Source organism: Streptomyces sp. NPDC046712 (assembly GCF_040645695.1).
Lineage (GTDB): Bacteria > Actinomycetota > Actinomycetes > Streptomycetales > Streptomycetaceae > Streptomyces.
In genome coordinates, this window is sequence record NZ_JBEYYW010000001.1 from 417095 (window position 1) to 433298 (window position 16204).

At 67.8% G+C, this 16204-nt stretch carries 14 protein-coding genes and 2 pseudogenes; 10 read left to right on the plus strand and 6 right to left on the minus strand.

What is annotated here, in order from left to right; translation table 11 throughout:
* The first annotated feature begins 260 nt into the window (after positions 1 to 260).
* The 7 genes from ABZ939_RS01990 (at position 261) to ABZ939_RS02020 (ending at position 7294) form a co-directional block, all read left to right on the plus strand.
* Complete coding sequence (locus ABZ939_RS01990; protein ID WP_361847745.1) at positions 261 to 1658, plus strand: peptidase C39 family protein; 1398 nt, start codon at positions 261 to 263, stop codon at positions 1656 to 1658.
* Positions 1659 to 2157: 499 nt separating this feature from the next.
* Positions 2158 to 2490 carry an ATP-binding protein gene (locus ABZ939_RS01995; RefSeq protein WP_361847748.1) on the plus strand — a complete coding sequence of 111 codons (333 nt, stop codon included), beginning with the start codon at positions 2158 to 2160 and terminating at the stop codon, positions 2488 to 2490.
* Positions 2491 to 2805: 315 nt separating this feature from the next.
* Positions 2806 to 4347 (plus strand): restriction endonuclease fold toxin-2 domain-containing protein, encoded by a 1542-nt coding sequence (locus tag ABZ939_RS02000; protein WP_361847751.1) that lies wholly within the window; start codon positions 2806 to 2808, stop codon positions 4345 to 4347.
* A 31-nt stretch (positions 4348 to 4378) separates the two neighbouring features.
* Positions 4379 to 4825, plus strand: coding sequence for a hypothetical protein (locus tag ABZ939_RS02005; protein ID WP_361847754.1), 447 nt, complete (start codon positions 4379 to 4381; stop codon positions 4823 to 4825).
* Positions 4826 to 5177: 352 nt separating this feature from the next.
* Positions 5178 to 6170: a hypothetical protein gene (locus ABZ939_RS02010; RefSeq protein WP_361847757.1), complete on the plus strand. Its 993-nt coding sequence runs from the start codon at positions 5178 to 5180 to the stop codon at positions 6168 to 6170.
* Positions 6163 to 6618: a hypothetical protein gene (locus tag ABZ939_RS02015; RefSeq protein WP_361847760.1), complete on the plus strand. Its 456-nt coding sequence runs from the start codon at positions 6163 to 6165 to the stop codon at positions 6616 to 6618. Before ABZ939_RS02010 ends, ABZ939_RS02015 begins: the two co-directional genes overlap by 8 nt.
* A 535-nt stretch (positions 6619 to 7153) precedes the next feature.
* The gene (locus ABZ939_RS02020) at positions 7154 to 7294 is read left to right on the plus strand and encodes a hypothetical protein (RefSeq protein WP_361847763.1); all 141 of its coding nucleotides are present in this window, start codon (positions 7154 to 7156) and stop codon (positions 7292 to 7294) included.
* 648 nt (positions 7295 to 7942) lie between these two features.
* On the opposite strand, the gene ABZ939_RS02025 is transcribed toward ABZ939_RS02020, so the two are convergent.
* Both ABZ939_RS02025 and ABZ939_RS02030 read right to left on the minus strand, forming a co-directional pair.
* The gene (locus ABZ939_RS02025) at positions 7943 to 9022 is read right to left on the minus strand and encodes a hypothetical protein (RefSeq protein ID WP_361847766.1); all 1080 of its coding nucleotides are present in this window, start codon (positions 9020 to 9022) and stop codon (positions 7943 to 7945) included.
* A complete protein-coding gene (locus tag ABZ939_RS02030; protein WP_361847769.1) occupies positions 9019 to 11421 on the minus strand; it encodes a hypothetical protein in 2403 nt (800 codons plus the stop codon). Before ABZ939_RS02030 ends, ABZ939_RS02025 begins: the two co-directional genes overlap by 4 nt.
* A gap of 354 nt (positions 11422 to 11775) precedes the next feature.
* Here ABZ939_RS02030 and ABZ939_RS02035 point away from each other — a divergent pair.
* Positions 11776 to 11916: pseudogene (locus ABZ939_RS02035) on the plus strand (peptidase C39 family protein); the annotation flags it as partial.
* Positions 11917 to 12006: 90 nt separating this feature from the next.
* On the opposite strand, the gene ABZ939_RS02040 reads toward ABZ939_RS02035, so the two are convergent.
* From ABZ939_RS02040 to ABZ939_RS02050, 3 genes and pseudogenes are all read right to left on the minus strand, one after another.
* Entirely contained in the window at positions 12007 to 12333 is a 327-nt protein-coding gene (locus tag ABZ939_RS02040; protein ID WP_361847968.1) for a hypothetical protein, read from the minus strand.
* A 274-nt stretch (positions 12334 to 12607) separates the two neighbouring features.
* A pseudogene (locus tag ABZ939_RS02045) lies at positions 12608 to 12790 on the minus strand (DUF6114 domain-containing protein); the annotation flags it as partial.
* A 112-nt stretch (positions 12791 to 12902) separates the two neighbouring features.
* Positions 12903 to 13451, minus strand: coding sequence for a DUF6230 family protein (locus tag ABZ939_RS02050; protein ID WP_361847961.1), 549 nt, complete (start codon positions 13449 to 13451; stop codon positions 12903 to 12905).
* Positions 13452 to 13626: 175 nt separating this feature from the next.
* Here ABZ939_RS02050 and ABZ939_RS02055 point away from each other — a divergent pair, with 175 nt between their 5' ends.
* The gene (locus ABZ939_RS02055) at positions 13627 to 14217 is read left to right on the plus strand and encodes a TetR/AcrR family transcriptional regulator (RefSeq protein WP_361847772.1); all 591 of its coding nucleotides are present in this window, start codon (positions 13627 to 13629) and stop codon (positions 14215 to 14217) included.
* Between the two features lie 216 nt (positions 14218 to 14433).
* Positions 14434 to 15606, plus strand: coding sequence for an acyl-CoA dehydrogenase family protein (locus ABZ939_RS02060; protein ID WP_361847775.1), 1173 nt, complete (start codon positions 14434 to 14436; stop codon positions 15604 to 15606).
* Here ABZ939_RS02060 and ABZ939_RS02065 read toward each other — a convergent pair.
* Positions 15569 to 15856 (minus strand): hypothetical protein, encoded by a 288-nt coding sequence (locus ABZ939_RS02065; protein ID WP_361847778.1) that lies wholly within the window; start codon positions 15854 to 15856, stop codon positions 15569 to 15571. The genes ABZ939_RS02060 and ABZ939_RS02065 overlap by 38 nt on opposite strands.
* Positions 15857 to 16204: the final 348 nt, after the last annotated feature.

Genomic DNA, 16204 nt, shown 5'->3' on the forward strand with positions numbered 1-16204 from the left:
AACACGGCCCGCACCAGCACCGCACCTCCGTCCGGCACCGTATTGCGCCACGCGCACCCGCGCACGCACCACCCAGCACCGCCCGTCCGGCACCACCCGCACCCGCGCCACGCCCGCACCACCCAGCACCACTCGCACCGCCCACGCACACCCGCGCCACGCACGCACCACCCAGCACCGCCCGCCCAGGCACACCCGCGTCGCGCACGCACACCCGCAGCCCGCCCGCTCGTACCGTTCTCGACTGGGGGTCACCGCCCATGACCAGCTCCACCCCGCGCAGAACCGTCCTCGCCGCGGCCCTCGCGGCCGCCGCCGGAACGGCCGCGGTCCCTGCCGCTCCGGCCTCCGCGGCTCCGGCCTCCGCCGCACCGGCGACCACCCTGATCCGCGACGGCGCGGGCGCCCTGCCCACCGGAGTCGCTCCCGGCCTGGTCGACAACCACTTCTGGACCTCGTACACCGACTGGCGCTGCGGGAGCTCCGACGGCACGCGGGCCGTCGCCGGCCGCCGGCCCGGCCTCGTGATCGCCACCCCCGCCGGCCGTCTCGACTACGCGGACCCGCACACCGGCACGACCTCCACCTGGGAGTACGCGAGCTGGACCTCCCCGGTCCACACCTCCACCGTCCCCGCCACCGAGGTCATCGCCTCCTGGAACGCCGACACCCCGCCCGGCACCTGGATCCAGATCGAACTGCGCGGCACCTACAACGACGCGAGCGCCACCCCCTGGTTCGTGATGGGCCGCTGGGCGGCCGGGGACGGCGACATCAAGCGCACCTCGGTCGACGACCAGAGCGACGGCCGAAGCTCCATCTGGACCGACACCTTCTCCGTCGACGACACGACGAGCGGACTGCGCCTGGACGCGTACCAGCTGCGCCTGACCCTGTACCGGACCCCCGGCACGGATCGGACCCCGACGGTGTGGCGGCTGGGCGCGATGGCCTCCGACATCCCCGACCGCTTCACCGTCCCCGCCTCTGCGCCCGGACTCGCCCGCGAGCTCGCCGTCCCGCGCTATTCGCAGAACACCCATGTCGGCCAGTACCCCGAGTACGACAACGGCGGCGAGGCGTGGTGCAGCCCGACCTCCTCGCAGATGATCGTCGAGTACTGGGGGCGCAGGCCGAGCGCCGAGGAGCTGGCCTGGGTGAACCCGGCCTTCGCCGACCCCCAGGTCTGCCACGCGGCCCGGTTCACCTTCGACCACCAGTACGAGGGCTGCGGCAACTGGCCCTTCAACGCCGCCTACGCCGCGACCTACCCGGACATGAACGCGGTCGTGACCCGGCTGCGCTCGCTCACGGAGCTGGAGACCCTGATCCGGGCGGGCATTCCGGCCATAACGTCACAGTCCTTCCGCAAGGAGGAGCTGACCGGCGCCGGCTACGGCACCTCAGGCCACCTGATGACCGTCATCGGCTTCACCGCGGACGGCGACGTGATCGCCAACGACCCCGCCTCGCCCAGCAACGAGGCCGTGCGCCGGATCTACAACCGCCGCGAGTGGGAGAACATCTGGCTGCGCACGAAGCGGTACGACGCAAACGGCAAGGTCAGAAGCGGTACGGGCGGTGTCTGCTACATCTTCTGGCCGGTCAAGCCAGCACCGACCCAGCGCCGCGTGCTGCAGTCGCTCGGCCTGCTGTGAGCAGGTGCGGCCCCCGGCCGCCTCGACGACCCGACGGCAGCGCTCCTCGCCGTCCTCCGTGAGGTGGCCGTACCGGTCCACCGTGACCTTGAACGATGTCCGAGCCAGCGAGACACCTCGTGGACGGACACACCGTTCGTCAGAGCCACGGTGGTCCATTTATGCCGCAAGCCGTGCGGGTTGTATGCGGGACTATCGAGCCGCCTGATGGCGCGGTCCCACGAATTGCGCAGATGATCGGGATACGGCATTCCGCCGCTTGCATTGCATGAGCATCAGGGGCACCGGCGACCATCGTGGAGTGCGTGACTCGCGACCGGCCTCGTGGCTGGTACTTGAGCCACAATCCTCCGGGGGCCGCGCGCCCGAAGCCGGTGCTCCGTGCGGCTGCGGTACTTCCGCGACCACTTCGCGGCCCCGGGAGAAGGTCATCGCTGTCACCCACTGGAGGTACGTCGCCCGATGATCAGCGCGCCACACGTCGCTCTCTCACGGCCTCGTGTACCGCTGGACCGACCACACCCTCAACCCGACCGGCGAAGCCCGCGCGGTTCTGCGACGTGTACTTAAGGACCTGGGCCTCGCCGGGGACGTCATCAGTGACGGAGTCCTGGCAGTCTCGGAGCTCGTGGCGAACGCGCACGAGCACGCACGCGGCCCTACCAGGCATACCTTCGCTCGTCCGCCGGCAGGTACATCTGCGAAATTCATGACAGGGATTCTCTGCTCCCCACGTGTCTCTACTTCGGAACCACACCGTCCTCGGGCACCGAACCGGCCTATGGGACGGGCGGGTTGCTCGTGGAGCGGGGACGGGGCCTGCGCATCGTGAACTAGCTGGCCCAGGGGCAGTGGGGGTTCCACGTCACCGAACGTGGTGCCAAGGCCGCTTGGATCGCGCTGGCCACGGCGTTGGCGGACCCGCCCGACGGGAGGGATGCTGACGGCATTTGGGCATCCTGTGTCGGGACCGAGGTGAAGTCCCGGGGGATTGACAGCGCATCAGATCCACGCGGTGGCAGCGGCCGAGCCCGTCTCCGACAGGATCAGCCACAGATGCTCCACGTGTTCGGTGCGGCGGAGATCCTCCCCTCGCCAACGTGTACGGTCCATCGAACAGCCTGGTGGTCGAGGGCACGGGGGAGTTTTGAATCTTCAGCACAAGGCCGGGAACTACGTCAACGCTTCGTGGTCCATGGTGCGGCTGCGGGACCTGATCTACGACATGCTGGGGCTGCTGTTCACGGAGCTCAGCGCTCATGGCGGGATGGCGGGTGACGACAACGCCGGCCGTGCCTTCGCCGCCGTCTACAAGCCGGCCGTGAAGACCGTCTTCGAGGCGGCAGGCCTCGCCCACCAGGTGATGGCGAACGGAGCGGGCGCCATGCTCAAGGCCACCGAGGACTTCCTCAAGCAGGAGAGCGCGATCGCCGCGTCCCTGCTCGGCCAGAGCGTGTCGCCCGACATCGGGGCCCAGCCTTCGAGACCGGACTGCAATCCGCGTGCCGGCCACAACGCCGAGGAACTTCCTGAGGTCGTCGGCGAGACCAGCTGGACCGACCAGTACCTGCTCAGCTCCCGCTTCCACGGCCAGCGGGACAAGCTCCGCAAGACGGCCAACGCCTGGCGTTCGGCGGCGGGCATCCTGGACGACGCCTACTGGGACTCCGAAAGCGCCTGGCGCACCGCGACCGCCCAGCAGCTCGGCGAGACCGCCGCAGCCGTCCAGACCTTCTTCACCGTGTTCGTCGGCAAGACTCCACCTCCCTCCGAGGTCGGCGAGGACGAGACCCTGATGGCCAACCTGCCGTCCGCATGCCGGATGATCGCCCACGCCTGCGACGCGTACGCGGATCACATCGACACGGCGCTGAAGAGGATCCCGGACGAGGAAAGTCCCCTCTTCGGCGAGCCACTCGCCATCTGGGAACGACCGCAGTTCGGTGGCGAGGGACACGACGGCGGACTGCACGAGCTCGTCACGGGCGACATGCGCATCGCACGCCTAGGGAACATACCGCCGGCGCTCGACAGCTCGCAGGCCAAGGTCCCTATGCCGCAGCCGGACGGGGGCGGGTTCCTGCCCCTTCCGTCCCTACCCCCCTTCCTCGCGCCGCTGATACGGGTGCCCCTCCTGGTCCCCGTGGGCTACCGACCGCCGAACGGTCCTCGCGTACAGCCGATGGCCCCGCCGACGCCGCCGGACCCGCGCTTCCCGCCCCTCACCGCCCCTGAGCAGCAGAACTTCCAGACGTGGTTGAACTCACTGCGCGCCGGCGACGTGTCCGGCGGAAAGCCCGCCGAGGTCGCATACCAGAAGCGGGTCGCCGGATACCCCGAGTACGAGGTCCCCATCCCGCTCGGCATCAGCGCCAACAGCACCTTGATGGTCGACGGCTTCCGTAACCGCGACGGCATGGCGATCGAGGCCAAGTACGTCAACAACCCGAACAAGCCGTGCTACCGCTCGCTCGACGAACTCCGCGCGAACCACCAGTCCGGCAAGAAGGACTTCCTGTACGACAAGGACCGAAAGGAGCTCACGAAGTACAACGCCGCTCTCAACGACCCGCGCAACAAGGAGATGCGGGGCGTAGAGACCGTCACCAACAACGCTGATTCCGTGGCCTACTGGCGCGTGATGATGGCCGCCTACGGCGTCAAGGGCTACGCCCGCTACGTACCCTGACCAACGGCACACACAATGAGGGAGCGAACGCGTGGACGCGTCCGAACTGTCCGAACTCCGTACCATGTACGTCTTCGGCCCTGCCGAGGGCTCCACATGGGGCCTGACCTACGAGGGGTTCGAGGCCAAGCTGCGTGAGTGGAAGGCGGATACGTTCGTCCGTATCGATGAGGGCGACGAAGGACCCGTGCGCGGGTCCGTCATGCACTTCGGCATCACCGTTGGCGAGGATGAGCTGGAGGGCATGGCCAAGCTGTCCCCGGAAGGCATCGCCATCGAGGACTGCACGGCCCATGCCGCAGCGGAGTTCGTCCGGTGGCTGTGGGGCAGCGTCGTTCCGGACGGCAGCAGCATCACCTTCAACACCGAGTGGGGCCTTGAGGCCGACCTGCCCGACGCGCTCGTCCCCCAAGTCCCCCGCCCACGCCTCGTGGCCACGTTCCTCGCCCACCTCGAAGCCACCGGCGGGCTGGACTGACGGCGATCCGGCCCCCGGGGGATCACGGCCACGTGAGCGACATGCGAAGGGCGTGGGCAGCATGACAGAGAAGAATTCGCGCGTCTCGGGCAAGAGGGGCTGGTCACGACGCCGGCCCAGTTGGTGCTCCGGTCATCGTGAGTAACGAGCCTGGCTCGTTCGCCTGGGGTGTGCTGTCGAACCGCTCGCCCCTGCCTACCGCTGTGCAGAATCTGTGAGCGCTGGGAGGGTGTTGCACCGGGGCGAAGGGCTCAACCCCCGGCCATTCGAGTGGCCGTGGCGATACGCTTCGTGTGGCATACGAACGCGGGACTTGCGCATCGTCTTGCAGTTCCCTGAGGAGATACCAACGATGGTCCTGCCGCTCGTTCCGCTCGTCATCATCATCGGCAGCAGCATCACGGGAGGCGGCGGGGTGGTGGCGGGCGCCGTCGGCAGGCTGCAGGTCAAGCGTGCTCGAACGCAGATCCAGCACCACACGGCGCGCTACGAGACTCGCCACGCCGCTCACCGCGGGCAGGTCGACCGGACGAACGCAGCGCTGCAGTCGCTCGGCCGATCGCAGGAACGGGCCCAGCGCGACGTTATCTTCCGGATGCGGGACTTCCTCGAGCGCCACACCAAGCAGGTTCGAGCGCATGAGCACCGCATCCTCGACGGAGTCGACGACTCAAACACCACCCAACTCGTAGGGATTGCGGATCTCGATCCGGATGTCGCGGATTGGGCCCGAGGCATTGTCTGCGCAGCCCTGATCGCCGGCGCGACTCCGGCGGTCCTCCGTAAGGCCGCAAGCCAACTGGCAAAGGCCAGCACGGGGACGCCGATCGCGAACCTCCGTGGAGCAGCGGCAGAGCGCGCACTGCGTGCATTCTTCGGCGGCGGAAGCCGCGCTTCTGGCGGCGGCGGGACAGCGCTTGGAACAACGGTCCTCAAAGTCTCAGCCGTTGGCCCCGGCGTCCTCATCGCAGGCCTCACGATGAAGAATCAAGGAACCAAGGCACGAGCTGAGGCCGATAGCCGCCGGACAGCGGTCGACGATGCCATCGCGAGACTCGACCTTCTCGACGAACGCTTCCGCGGGGTGAGGAAGCGAGCACATGAACTGGACGACATCCTCAGTCGGCTGGTTTCACAGGCAATGAGCGCCCTCGACCTGCTCGAATCCGAACCGTTCGACTACGACGCCCACGACAAGCGTCTCCACACGGCTCTGGTCCTGGTCACATCGGTGCGGAGGGTAGCCACAGCACCCGTCGCTGACGAAGACGGCAACCTCGACACGAACACGGAGCAACTCATCTTCAACTACCGCGACGCGCGTAAGGAGACACCGGATGCCTGATCAGAAGGGCGCACTCAAGGGCACCCCGTTGCCAGCGAAGGCAACCAAGCTAGTGGTGGGGGCGGCAGGAAGGATCAGCGCGGCAGACGCGCTCAACGCACTCAACCAACTCGTCAGCACTGCACGCGAATCGATCCACATCCACGAGACGGAGAGCACGAAGCGCGAAAAGCTCCAGACCTACCGGGAGACTGAGGTCGCGCGAATCAAGGCGTCCGAGAAGGCTCTGCGGCACTACTTCGACCTCGTCTTCGAAGAGCGGCGCGAGACGCACAAGCGACTTTTTGACGGTCTTAACCAGACTCTTGAATCTGGCGACGTGGCAGCGATGCAGACCGTCGTCGGGGGAATCGTCGAATTGGCACGCACATCGCCTCTCGCAATGATCGGCAACCTCGGCGAACTGAGAAGTGCCATGGACGACCCCAACACCGTGTTCGAGTTCTAGCGCGATGTACCCACACCCCGAAACACTTGCTCAACGGCATAAGCGAATGCACCATACGATCGATGCCGAGCTACTGGTAACGGGTCGTCACAACGCCCCGTGCCGGCGCCCCGAAGTCCACCCTGAGTGATGGCGACATGCGGGACGTCGTCCGTGACGCTCCCCGGCTCGTCGACTCCAACAACACCGCCAGTGGGCGACGTGACCACATCGCCCCAGCCGATGCCTGGAGTGGCTGGCAGCTCAGCCCGACCACTCCGCGGTGGCAACTCGCCGCGAGGCGGGATGACGTCGGACCCGCATCAGGACCACCGCCCGCAGATTCTGGTTGCGCAGCGGAGCGAACGGCATGATCTGCGCGCGCACCAGCCTCCGCTCGCAAGGAACTGGCTCAGGTCGCCCGCGCCTTCGAACGCGCCACCCGCTCCCAGACCTGCGCCGAGCAGGTCGACATCCGAGCCCTCCGCGCCGCCGCGCTGGGCATCGTCTGGCCGGCAACGCCCTCGGCAAAGGCGAGGACGGCGGCGCCACCGCGATGCTCCTGTCCACGATGTTCCTCGTCACGATCGCCGCCAACCACTGGCACTCCGCCCGCGGTCATGCCCAGCAGGCCGCCGCACGACAAGCCATGCAGCACCTGCGGGCCGCCTACCAGGCCGCGTCCACCACCCGATGAAGGCCATGCGCGAGCAAGGACGGCGACTCCCCGCCCCCGTACACGACCGCTACGCCCACGCTGTGGAAGTCGTGCTGTCAGTACAGGCCGGCCACGCCCGGCGCGAGCCCGGCTGGGACGCGCTCGCCGCCACCCTCGCCCAAGCCGAACGAGCGGGCCACGACCCCGACACGCTGCACCAGCAGGCGATCAAATGGCGGGCGCTGGAGACTACACCGTCACGGCGTACTCGTCTGGCGCTTGCGACGCATCGGGAAGCTGCCCGCCACCGCGGACATGCCCCGCACGCAAGCGCATCCGCAGACACCCGTGGTGCCCCGGCCCCCGACGTCTCTGGCAGAGGAGCCCACCATGCGCAACGATGCAAACAGCTCCCGCAGGCCGAAACCACGACGCTGACTAGCGCTCTGATTGAGATGCCGGTGCTCACCGAAGCCCTCCGGACCCGGAGAGCTGTGCTGTCGGAGACGGCAGTAGATGACCGCGGGCTCAGGTTCCAGAGGGAGATCCGGCTCGGAGACGGCATCACCCGTCCCCGAGCCGCCGCCCACCCGGAGGAGATCCACATCCGCTGCTGCTGCCGTCTCGCTCTACGGACAGGGCTGTAGATGTCGACGGTGAACGGGCTGCCTCGCCAGGTCATGGTCCTCAACTGGTGTAGTGGTCCAAGGAGAGTAGGACCCTTCGCGCGCCTGCCAGCCCTTGGCGGAGATCGAAGGACATCGACCGGATCAGGGGCACCGGGTAACTCGGGTAGGCGTCAGCGTGTGCAGCAGCAGTGATCATTTGGCAGGTGGCTGTGACTGTGACCAAGACGTTGATGGTGAAGGCCTGCTCGGCGGTGAGTGGGCCAGACGGCCGAGAGAGCACGCTGACGAGGCTGCGGTGCCAGGACGCGACAGCCGATTCCGGAAGCGCCAGTGCTAGCGCCAGCGCCTTTCCTGGCTTGCCCAAGCCGTCGGGGTGTGTGGCCTGAGTCTTCCCCCAGATTCTGGCCACCAGTGAGCTGCCCTCGCGCACGCTGGGCCGGTACGAGGACGGGTTGCGCACCTCGTGTCGCGAGGCTCGTACGCCATCGATGAAGTCAGCAAAGGACCCATCGCCGTCCCGCTGTATCAGGCTCCAGAAACTGTCTGTCGCCGCCCGCTTCTGAGCGCACACCGCATGGAGTCGTTCCAATAGGTCTCCTTCCAGATCGAAGAGCAGCTGGCAGGCCTCTCCGATGGCCGCTTCGGCTGTGTTGAGTGGAGACTCGGCACGCCAAGTGAGGTCCTCGATGATGACGGAGGTCGTCTGGCCGCCCAGGCGGGGGAACCACGTGGGGAGGGCTACAGGGGAGGAAACCTGGGGCAGTCGCAGGGTGTTGCGAGCCAGCAGCACCACCGCGCGGCGCTCGGTGGCGCCATCACCCGTCAGGTGCTTCTCGCATGCCGCTCGGTGCTCCTGGATGAGTGCGACGAAGTCATCGAGTACTGCATTGACGTTTTCGAAGGGAGCCCCACGAACCACAAGGACCACAACGGCGTCGCCGGCTAGCTGCTTCTGCAGTTCTTGCGCATAATCGCTCCGGCTTCCGCGGACCTGGAACCAAAACCCGCTCAGTTCACTGTCCGACGTGGCCAGCCTGCTTCTGATAGCGGTGGCGAGCGGCGTGGGCGCGATCTGCTCGTCGCTGAAGGCGCTCGGACTTCTGTCGCCAGTGAGGCTTCCCCGGGCGGTGGCGTTCATGCGTGCACTTCTCCTTGCGAGATCGCTGCGATTCGACCGAGTAGGCGAATCTTGGGCCATACCCATTCGCCGTCACTGTCGAGAAAGTTGCTTTCCGTGGCACTGGACAACAGACGGTCGGCACTCATACCAGTGCTCGGACCGATCCGCTCGACGATGCCCTCGAAGTCCTTCATCCCGCACCGCATACTCTCCGGCGACATGCGCGCGACCTCGCTCAGGCAGCGGTAGACGGCACGCAGCCATACCGTGTCCCTGCCATCTTGAGCCCCCATGGCTTGAGAGGCTGCTCTCCGGAAGAACTCGTACTCGCGGCTCCGGCTGATATGGCTTGGGCGGAGCCGGATCTCGGAGAACTGCACGGCGTCCTCAAGCGTGACCTGCAGGTCCGACTGTGGCCGTTCCTGCTCGATGAGGAAGGCGACGAAGTCGCGTAGCAGGTTCACGGTGAGGAACGGGTGACCGGCCGTTTCCGAGTAGATGGCGTCAATAAAGGCGGTGTCGAGCGACACCTGAGGGCCCAGCACCTTCTGAGTAAACTGGGCAAACTCGCTTACCTCCTGGTTAGGTTCGTGGGCAAAGAGCGGGAACGGATCCTGTCGAACGAAGGGGCTGAGCTGGTTCTGCTCCATCAGGATGAAGTGAGCATCGGGTTGCTGCCCGAGGAACACGAGTAGGTTCTCTCTAGCGAACCGGACCATCTGGTTGAGCAGCGGCTGAACCACCGTGTACCTAACCCCAGGGGCGCTCTGCAAAGCTGCCTGAAGATCTCCAAAGAGCGTCTCGTACTCATCGAGAACGAAGACGGTGCGCCCCCGGTCGACCGGTTCCCCGTCCGCACAGTGATTGACGAGGTCAGCGAAGAACGTGCCCGGGATGCGTAGCCCATTGTCCAGGGCAGCGCAGATGCGGTCGTAGAAGACGCCGTCGTTGGCGAGCTCCCCAGTGGAGGAACAGGTCTGGCTGATTACGGCGGCCTCCCCTGTCGTTGATGCCAAGTCGAAACCTGCGGTGGTTTTTCCGCTGCGCCGGACGCTGCACCAGAGCCGCACCCCGTTGCGGCTTTCGAAGGTTCGCAGCAGATCGTGCACGCTGTGCCGATGGACGCGGTAGTACCGCAGCTTGCCCGGTTCCTCCAACGGGAAGTCGCGGGCGAAGTTGTGCTGCAGGGGTTGGCTGCGCACCGATGTGGTGCCTTGCCGGTAGGACCGGGCCATCAGGAGCCGGAGTACCTGGTCCCGAGTCAACGGGACGGAATCGACGCTCGTCTCACGGGGAACAGCGACGACTGTTGCGCTCAGGCGCTCGTCTTGCTCGATGAAGGTGCGGAGGTCGGACGGGAGGGGCGCCACAACGGCGGCGACTCCTCGTCGGACGGCATCCTCTAGATCGCGCCGGTCGACATAGCCGCCATCGAGATAACACTGCACCTCGATCATTTGCTGGTAAGGCGACCGGGTGGAAGGGCGGAGTGAGATATCGAGCCGGTGCTCCGCCGCCGAGTACTGGGAGAGAGCCGGCAGCGGGACGTGCTCCCGATTATTCCCCAGTGCGTCGAAGGAAGAGATAGTGGGGAGGACGCTGCGAAGTAGGCCGTCGGTGAATTGACTGCGACCGATCCGCTTCTGGACCAAGAGCAGGTCATCCGTGACGAGGAACGGCAGAGTATGCAACCAGGCTCGCGCGTTCTCCGAGAGGACTTCCCGGCCGGTTCGAACTCCGAAGGAGACCCGCACGTAGCCCGTGATGATGGCGGACAGCATGCAGGAGTTCAGGGCGCGGAGACGGCGGGCAGTCTCGAGGTCGGCTGCGGTGGGTAGCAGAGTGGAATAGAACTCGATGGGAAGGTCTAAGAACCGCTGCAGGCCGTTGAGCGACTTCATCAGGGCGTATGCCTCAGATTCGCCTTGCGAGCCTTGGTAGTTGAAACCCTTTTGGAAGATGTCCTGAGCGTGACTGGACAACGCTGCCGAGATCTTGGGGAGTAGCGTCTTCACCTCTTCCGGGTCCGCCATGCGGTCCAGGGAGTAAGAGAAGTCCTCGGCGAGGCGGTCCCGGTAGTAGGTAGACCACTGGAAGATATGACGGTCGCTCAGGTCCTGCAGTGCCGCATGGAAGTCCTCAAGCCAGTAGTCCTCGACCAGCGTGGGCGCCTGGGAGGACGGGCCGGGGACAGGAGGGGGGCCGTGCAGCTTCTCGTCGAGCAGAGCCAACAAGGCGAGCTTGCGCTTCTTGAGGAAGGCGCGATCAAGCACTGCCCGCAGTTGACTCTCGCGAGCCTCCAGGTCACCGGTGGTCAGGCCCTTGATGAGCGTGGCTGCGAGGGCCTCAGCATCCGCAGGCTTGACCTCCCTGCACAAACGCTCGACTTCCTGCAAGACAGCGTCAACATCGAGCATCAAACGCCCTTCTGAAGGTACGTCACGAACTCTCAGCATCCTATTCAAGCGCCCTGCGCCCTCACGCCCGATCGTGGGATCTCCCGTGGAGCTGTCGCTTCCCGTCTTCCAGCTTCTCACCCTCAGCAGCAGCCTGACGGAGCGCAGGGCCAACGGTGAGGTCGGGCACTAGGCTCGCGCGGACGGTAGTGAGGAAGAACGGCCGCACCAAGTGGGCCGGAACGGACGCCAGTGGAAGTCAGCACCAGGTCAGCACCAGCGCATCTGCGCTCTATTTGCCTCGTGCGGTCCGCGCCTCTGACCTGTATGTTTGTGCGGGGGGGTGTCGCGTGGTAAGTGGCGCCTTCCCGTTTGGAGAACATCTGGCTCCGGACCAAGCGGTACAACGCGAGCGGCAAAGTGGTCTCCGGTACAGGTGGGGTCTGCTACCTCTACTTCCCCGACCGTCCGACACCCGCCCAGCGCAAGGCGCTGGCCGCCGTCGGCATCCGCTGACGTGGGGTCGGCGGCCCCGGGGGCGTGAGCAGCGTCTCCACCCCGGGGCCGTGGCTCGTCGGCTCGTGGATCCCGATCACGCCGGCCCTCTTACGACGCCTCCAGCGTCAGGCCGTCCGCCACGATCAGGTCGGATGTCACCAGCGCCTGCTCGGCGCTGACGTCCGTCATGAAGACGAAGGGCGGGACGACCGGTGGCACCGGCAGTCCGTCCGGGGTGAAGGTCAGGCAGAGCAACCCCTGGAGGCAGCCGCTGAACTTGGTCAGATAGAGGGTGACGTGCCCCCTCAGATCGAGGGAGTCCGCGCCGAGCGTCAGCTCTTCGCCCCCGTCCCGGGTCCGCAGTCGGTAGTCGGCGAGCGAGGCCGAGCGCATCGTCAGGACCATCACCTTCAGCGGTCCGTCGGCGGTCGGCACGGTCCGTACCCCGGCGAGGGTGAAGCCGTGCGGGGCGAAGCGGGTGGTGGTGACGGTCGGGGGAGTGCGGGCCGCCTCGACCGGCGTCGCGGCGCGGGCCCCCGCGGGCCCTCGCGGGCCATGCGCCGAGGCCCAGGAGCAGTGCGATCGGCAGGGCGGCGGCGAGGGTCTTCTGCCCGCCGGGGGTCTTGCGCGGCTCCTCCTCCCGTACGGGGGTCCAGCCGAAGCCCATCGCGCTGCCCAGGATGCCGAGCGCCATGCCGACCAGGAAGCCGCCGAGGTTGGTCGCGGCGAAGGAGAGCACCGACAGGATCAGGGCGTGCACCGAGACGTAATGGTGGGTGTGCGGCAGGAACCAGAGGAACAGCCCGGCGGCGACGAGCGCCAGACCGATCCCGATCGCGGCGATCCCACCGATGCCCAGACTGACCAGGACGGTCAGCGGGGAGAGCGGCACGAGCAGCAGCTCGGCCCGCCGAGCAGGAGCAGCAGCCCTGCCCAGAAGGGCCGGGTGCGCCGCCAGGTCCGCAGCCGCTCGCGGAGTCCGGGGCCGCCCGGCCCGGCCGGGTTCAGAAGCACTTCTTGCCGCCGAGGCTCACATCGACCTTCATCCCTTTCAGCCGGAAGTTGCCGCCGGTGGCCGACCAGGCGTTCGACTTCACGCCGATGACCTCGATGTCGCCGGCCTGGAGACCGAAATTCCCCTTCGGGCCCTGGACGCCCGGCACCTGGTCGAGGGTGGAGGCGTCGCGGCCGATCTGGGCGGTGCCGAAGCGGGCGTTGCCGCTCAGGTCCTCGCCGTCGATGACCAGACTGCTCGCCGTGACCTCGCCGGCCTCGCCACCGGCGGTGAGCTTGAAGACCACCGTGCCGAGCGGGGTGTCCACCTCGGCGGCCTGGCAGATGTCACTGAGCCGGGCGTTTCCGATGCCGAGCAGGGCGACCGGGTGGCCGCGGCCGTCGGCGGAGCGGTCGGTGTGGACGTAAGAGGCGAGACCCTGGCTCGTCAGCTTTCCGGACGAGACCTGGAAGCTGGTGCCGGAGACGGCGAACGAGGCGGCGAGCGCCCCCTCGGCCATCACGGAGGCCATGATCCCGACCGCGAGCACGGCCGGCATCCCGATCACCGCGGTCTTCTTCCAGGACGTTCTGCCGGGCGACGACGCCCCTGTGAATGCGCGCACGTGGACCCTCCCGAAGGTCTGCCATACTGCGGGCACTGTCCGTGGAAGTCGGAGACTAGGGCTGAATTTGAATAATAGTCAACAGCGCGGAACGACCGAACGATCCCAGGTGCGGCGCTCCGAACTCCTCGCGACCGGACGGAAGTTGTTCGCCCACACCTCGTACGACGCACTGTCCATGGACGACATCGCCAAGCACGCCGGGGTCGCGAAGGGGCTGATCTACTACTACTTCAAGTCCAAGCGCGGCTATTACCTCGCAATCGTCGAGGAGTCCGTCTCGGACCTCGTCGCCCGGGCCGCCTCCGACACGGACCTGCCGCGCCGCGAACGGGTGGAGCGGACCGTCGACGGCTACCTCCGCTACGCCCAGCACCATCAGGCGGCGTACCGCACGATCGTGACCGGCGGCGTCGGATTCGACACCCAGGTCCAGGCGATCCGCGACACCGTGCGCGAGGAGCTGATCGCCACGATCGCCGAGGGCGCCTACGGCCGCCGCGACATCCCGCGCCTCGCCCACCTCGCCCTTCTCGGCTGGCTGAGCAGCGTCGAGGGCATCACCCTCGCCTGGATCGACGATCTCGATCCGGAGCGCGAGGCCGTGTGCGCGCTGCTGGTGCGCCTGCTCCGGGGCACCCTGGCGGCGATCGAGGAGCAGGTCCCGGAGTGCCCGGCGCCGGAGCCGGGTCTCGTCTGACGCGGAGGCGTCCCGGCCCGGCCGGGCATCCGCCCGGCGCGGGTCCGCACGCCGGGTGAGGCGGGGCCGCCGAACGGGCATACTCCTCCCGCCACGGCCGTCGCTCGGCCCCCGGGGTGATCCGCCGGGGGCAGCATCGGCGCAGCAGTGACCACCGGCGGCCCCGCGCCACCCGCGCACACCGCCGCAGCGCCCGACAGGGAGGAGTGCGCCGCCATGCCCGACCGCGCCCCGCAGACCGTGGAACGCCGGCTGCCCACCGAGGAGGCCGAGGACCTGTTCGCCCTGGTCCGTGAGATCGCCGAGCGGGAGATCGCGCCCCGCGCCGCCGAGGAGGAGGACGCCGGCCACTTCCCCCGGGAGCTCTTCTCGCTGCTCTCCGCCTCCGGACTGCTCGGACTTCCGTACGACTCCGACTACGGCGGCGGTGACCAGCCCTACGCCGTCCACCTCCAGGTGCTCGAAGAGCTTGCCACCGTCCGCCTCACCGTCGGGCTCGGTGTCAGCGTCCACTCCCTGTCCTGCCACGCTCTCGCCAACTTCGGTACCAAGGAGCAGCGGGCCGCGCATCTGCCGGCGATGCTGGGCGGCGGCCTGCTGGGCGCGTACTGCCTCTCGGAGCCGGCCTCCGGCTCCGACGCGGCCTCGCTGCGCACGAAGGCCCTCCGGGACGGTGACGACTGGGTGCTCACCGGCACCAAGGCGTGGATCACCCATGGCGGGATCGCCGACTTCTACACGGTCATGGCGCGCACCGGGGGCGAGGGCCCGAAGGGGATCACCGCGTTCCTGGTCCCCGGGGACGCGGAAGGGCTGAGCGCAGCCGCACCCGAGCGGAAGATGGGGATGAAGGGCTCGCCCACCGCCCAGCTCCACCTCGACGGGGTGCGGATCCCGGACAGCCGCCGCATCGGCGAGGAGGGGCAGGGCTTCGCGATCGCGCTGTCCTCTCTCGACTCCGGGCGACTTGGGATCGCGGCCTGCGCGGTGGGGGTCGCGCAGGCGGCCCTGGACCAGGCCGTCTCGTACGCCCGCGAGCGGCGCCAGTTCGGCCGGCCGATCGCCGACTTCCAGGGGCTCCGCTTCCTGCTCGCGGACATGGCGACGCAGATCGAGGCGGGCCGTGCGCTGTATCTGGAGGCGGCGCGGCTACGGGACGAGGGCCGGCCCTTCGGGCGGCAGGCCGCGATGGCGAAGCTCTTCTGCACGGACGCGGCCATGCGGATCACCACGGACGCGGTGCAGGTGCTCGGCGGTTACGGGTACACCGCGGACTTCCCCGTCGAGCGCTACATGCGCGAGGCGAAGGTGCTGCAGATCGTCGAGGGGACGAATCAGATCCAGCGGACGGTCATCGCGCGGCACCTTGTGGGACCAGAGACCCGCTGAGGAGCGTGCCGCTCACCCCGCTCACCCGTACGGTCCGGTCCGCCCACACGGGGGCGGCGGTCAGCCGGTTCCACTCCTGGTCGCTGCGGCCCGGCAGCGTCCGGCCGTGACTGGCCCACTGGGTGAGCAACGCCTTGTAGATGGGCGGGTCGGCGAGGTGGGCCGACTGGCGGGGAACCGATTCTTCAAGGCGCGGCTCGGCGAGGCGACGCCGTCCGCTGCCAACTGGGGTGGTGTACAGCGAGGTCATGCCTGTCCCAACGCGCCCGGCGGGGTGGGGGTCACCGCCGAGTGGAATCGAGCGGGAGTTCGGGAGCTACCCGCGATCGATTCGGGAGTCACCCAGGATCGACCGGATCTCGGATCGGTGTCCGATCGGTCTCCGACCGAGTCTCGGGTCTGTCTTCCGTCGAGTCTCGGGCCGAGCGTCGGAGCGGGTCTTGGATCTGGCCGGGGGGCCGAGTGCCGGATCGGGTCTCGGGTCTGGCCGCGGGCCGAGGGGCGGATCGAGTCTCGGGCCGAGCGTCGGAGCGGGTCTCGGGTCTGGCCACGGGCCGAGTGCCGGATCGGGTCTCGGGTCTGGCCTCGGACCGGGTGT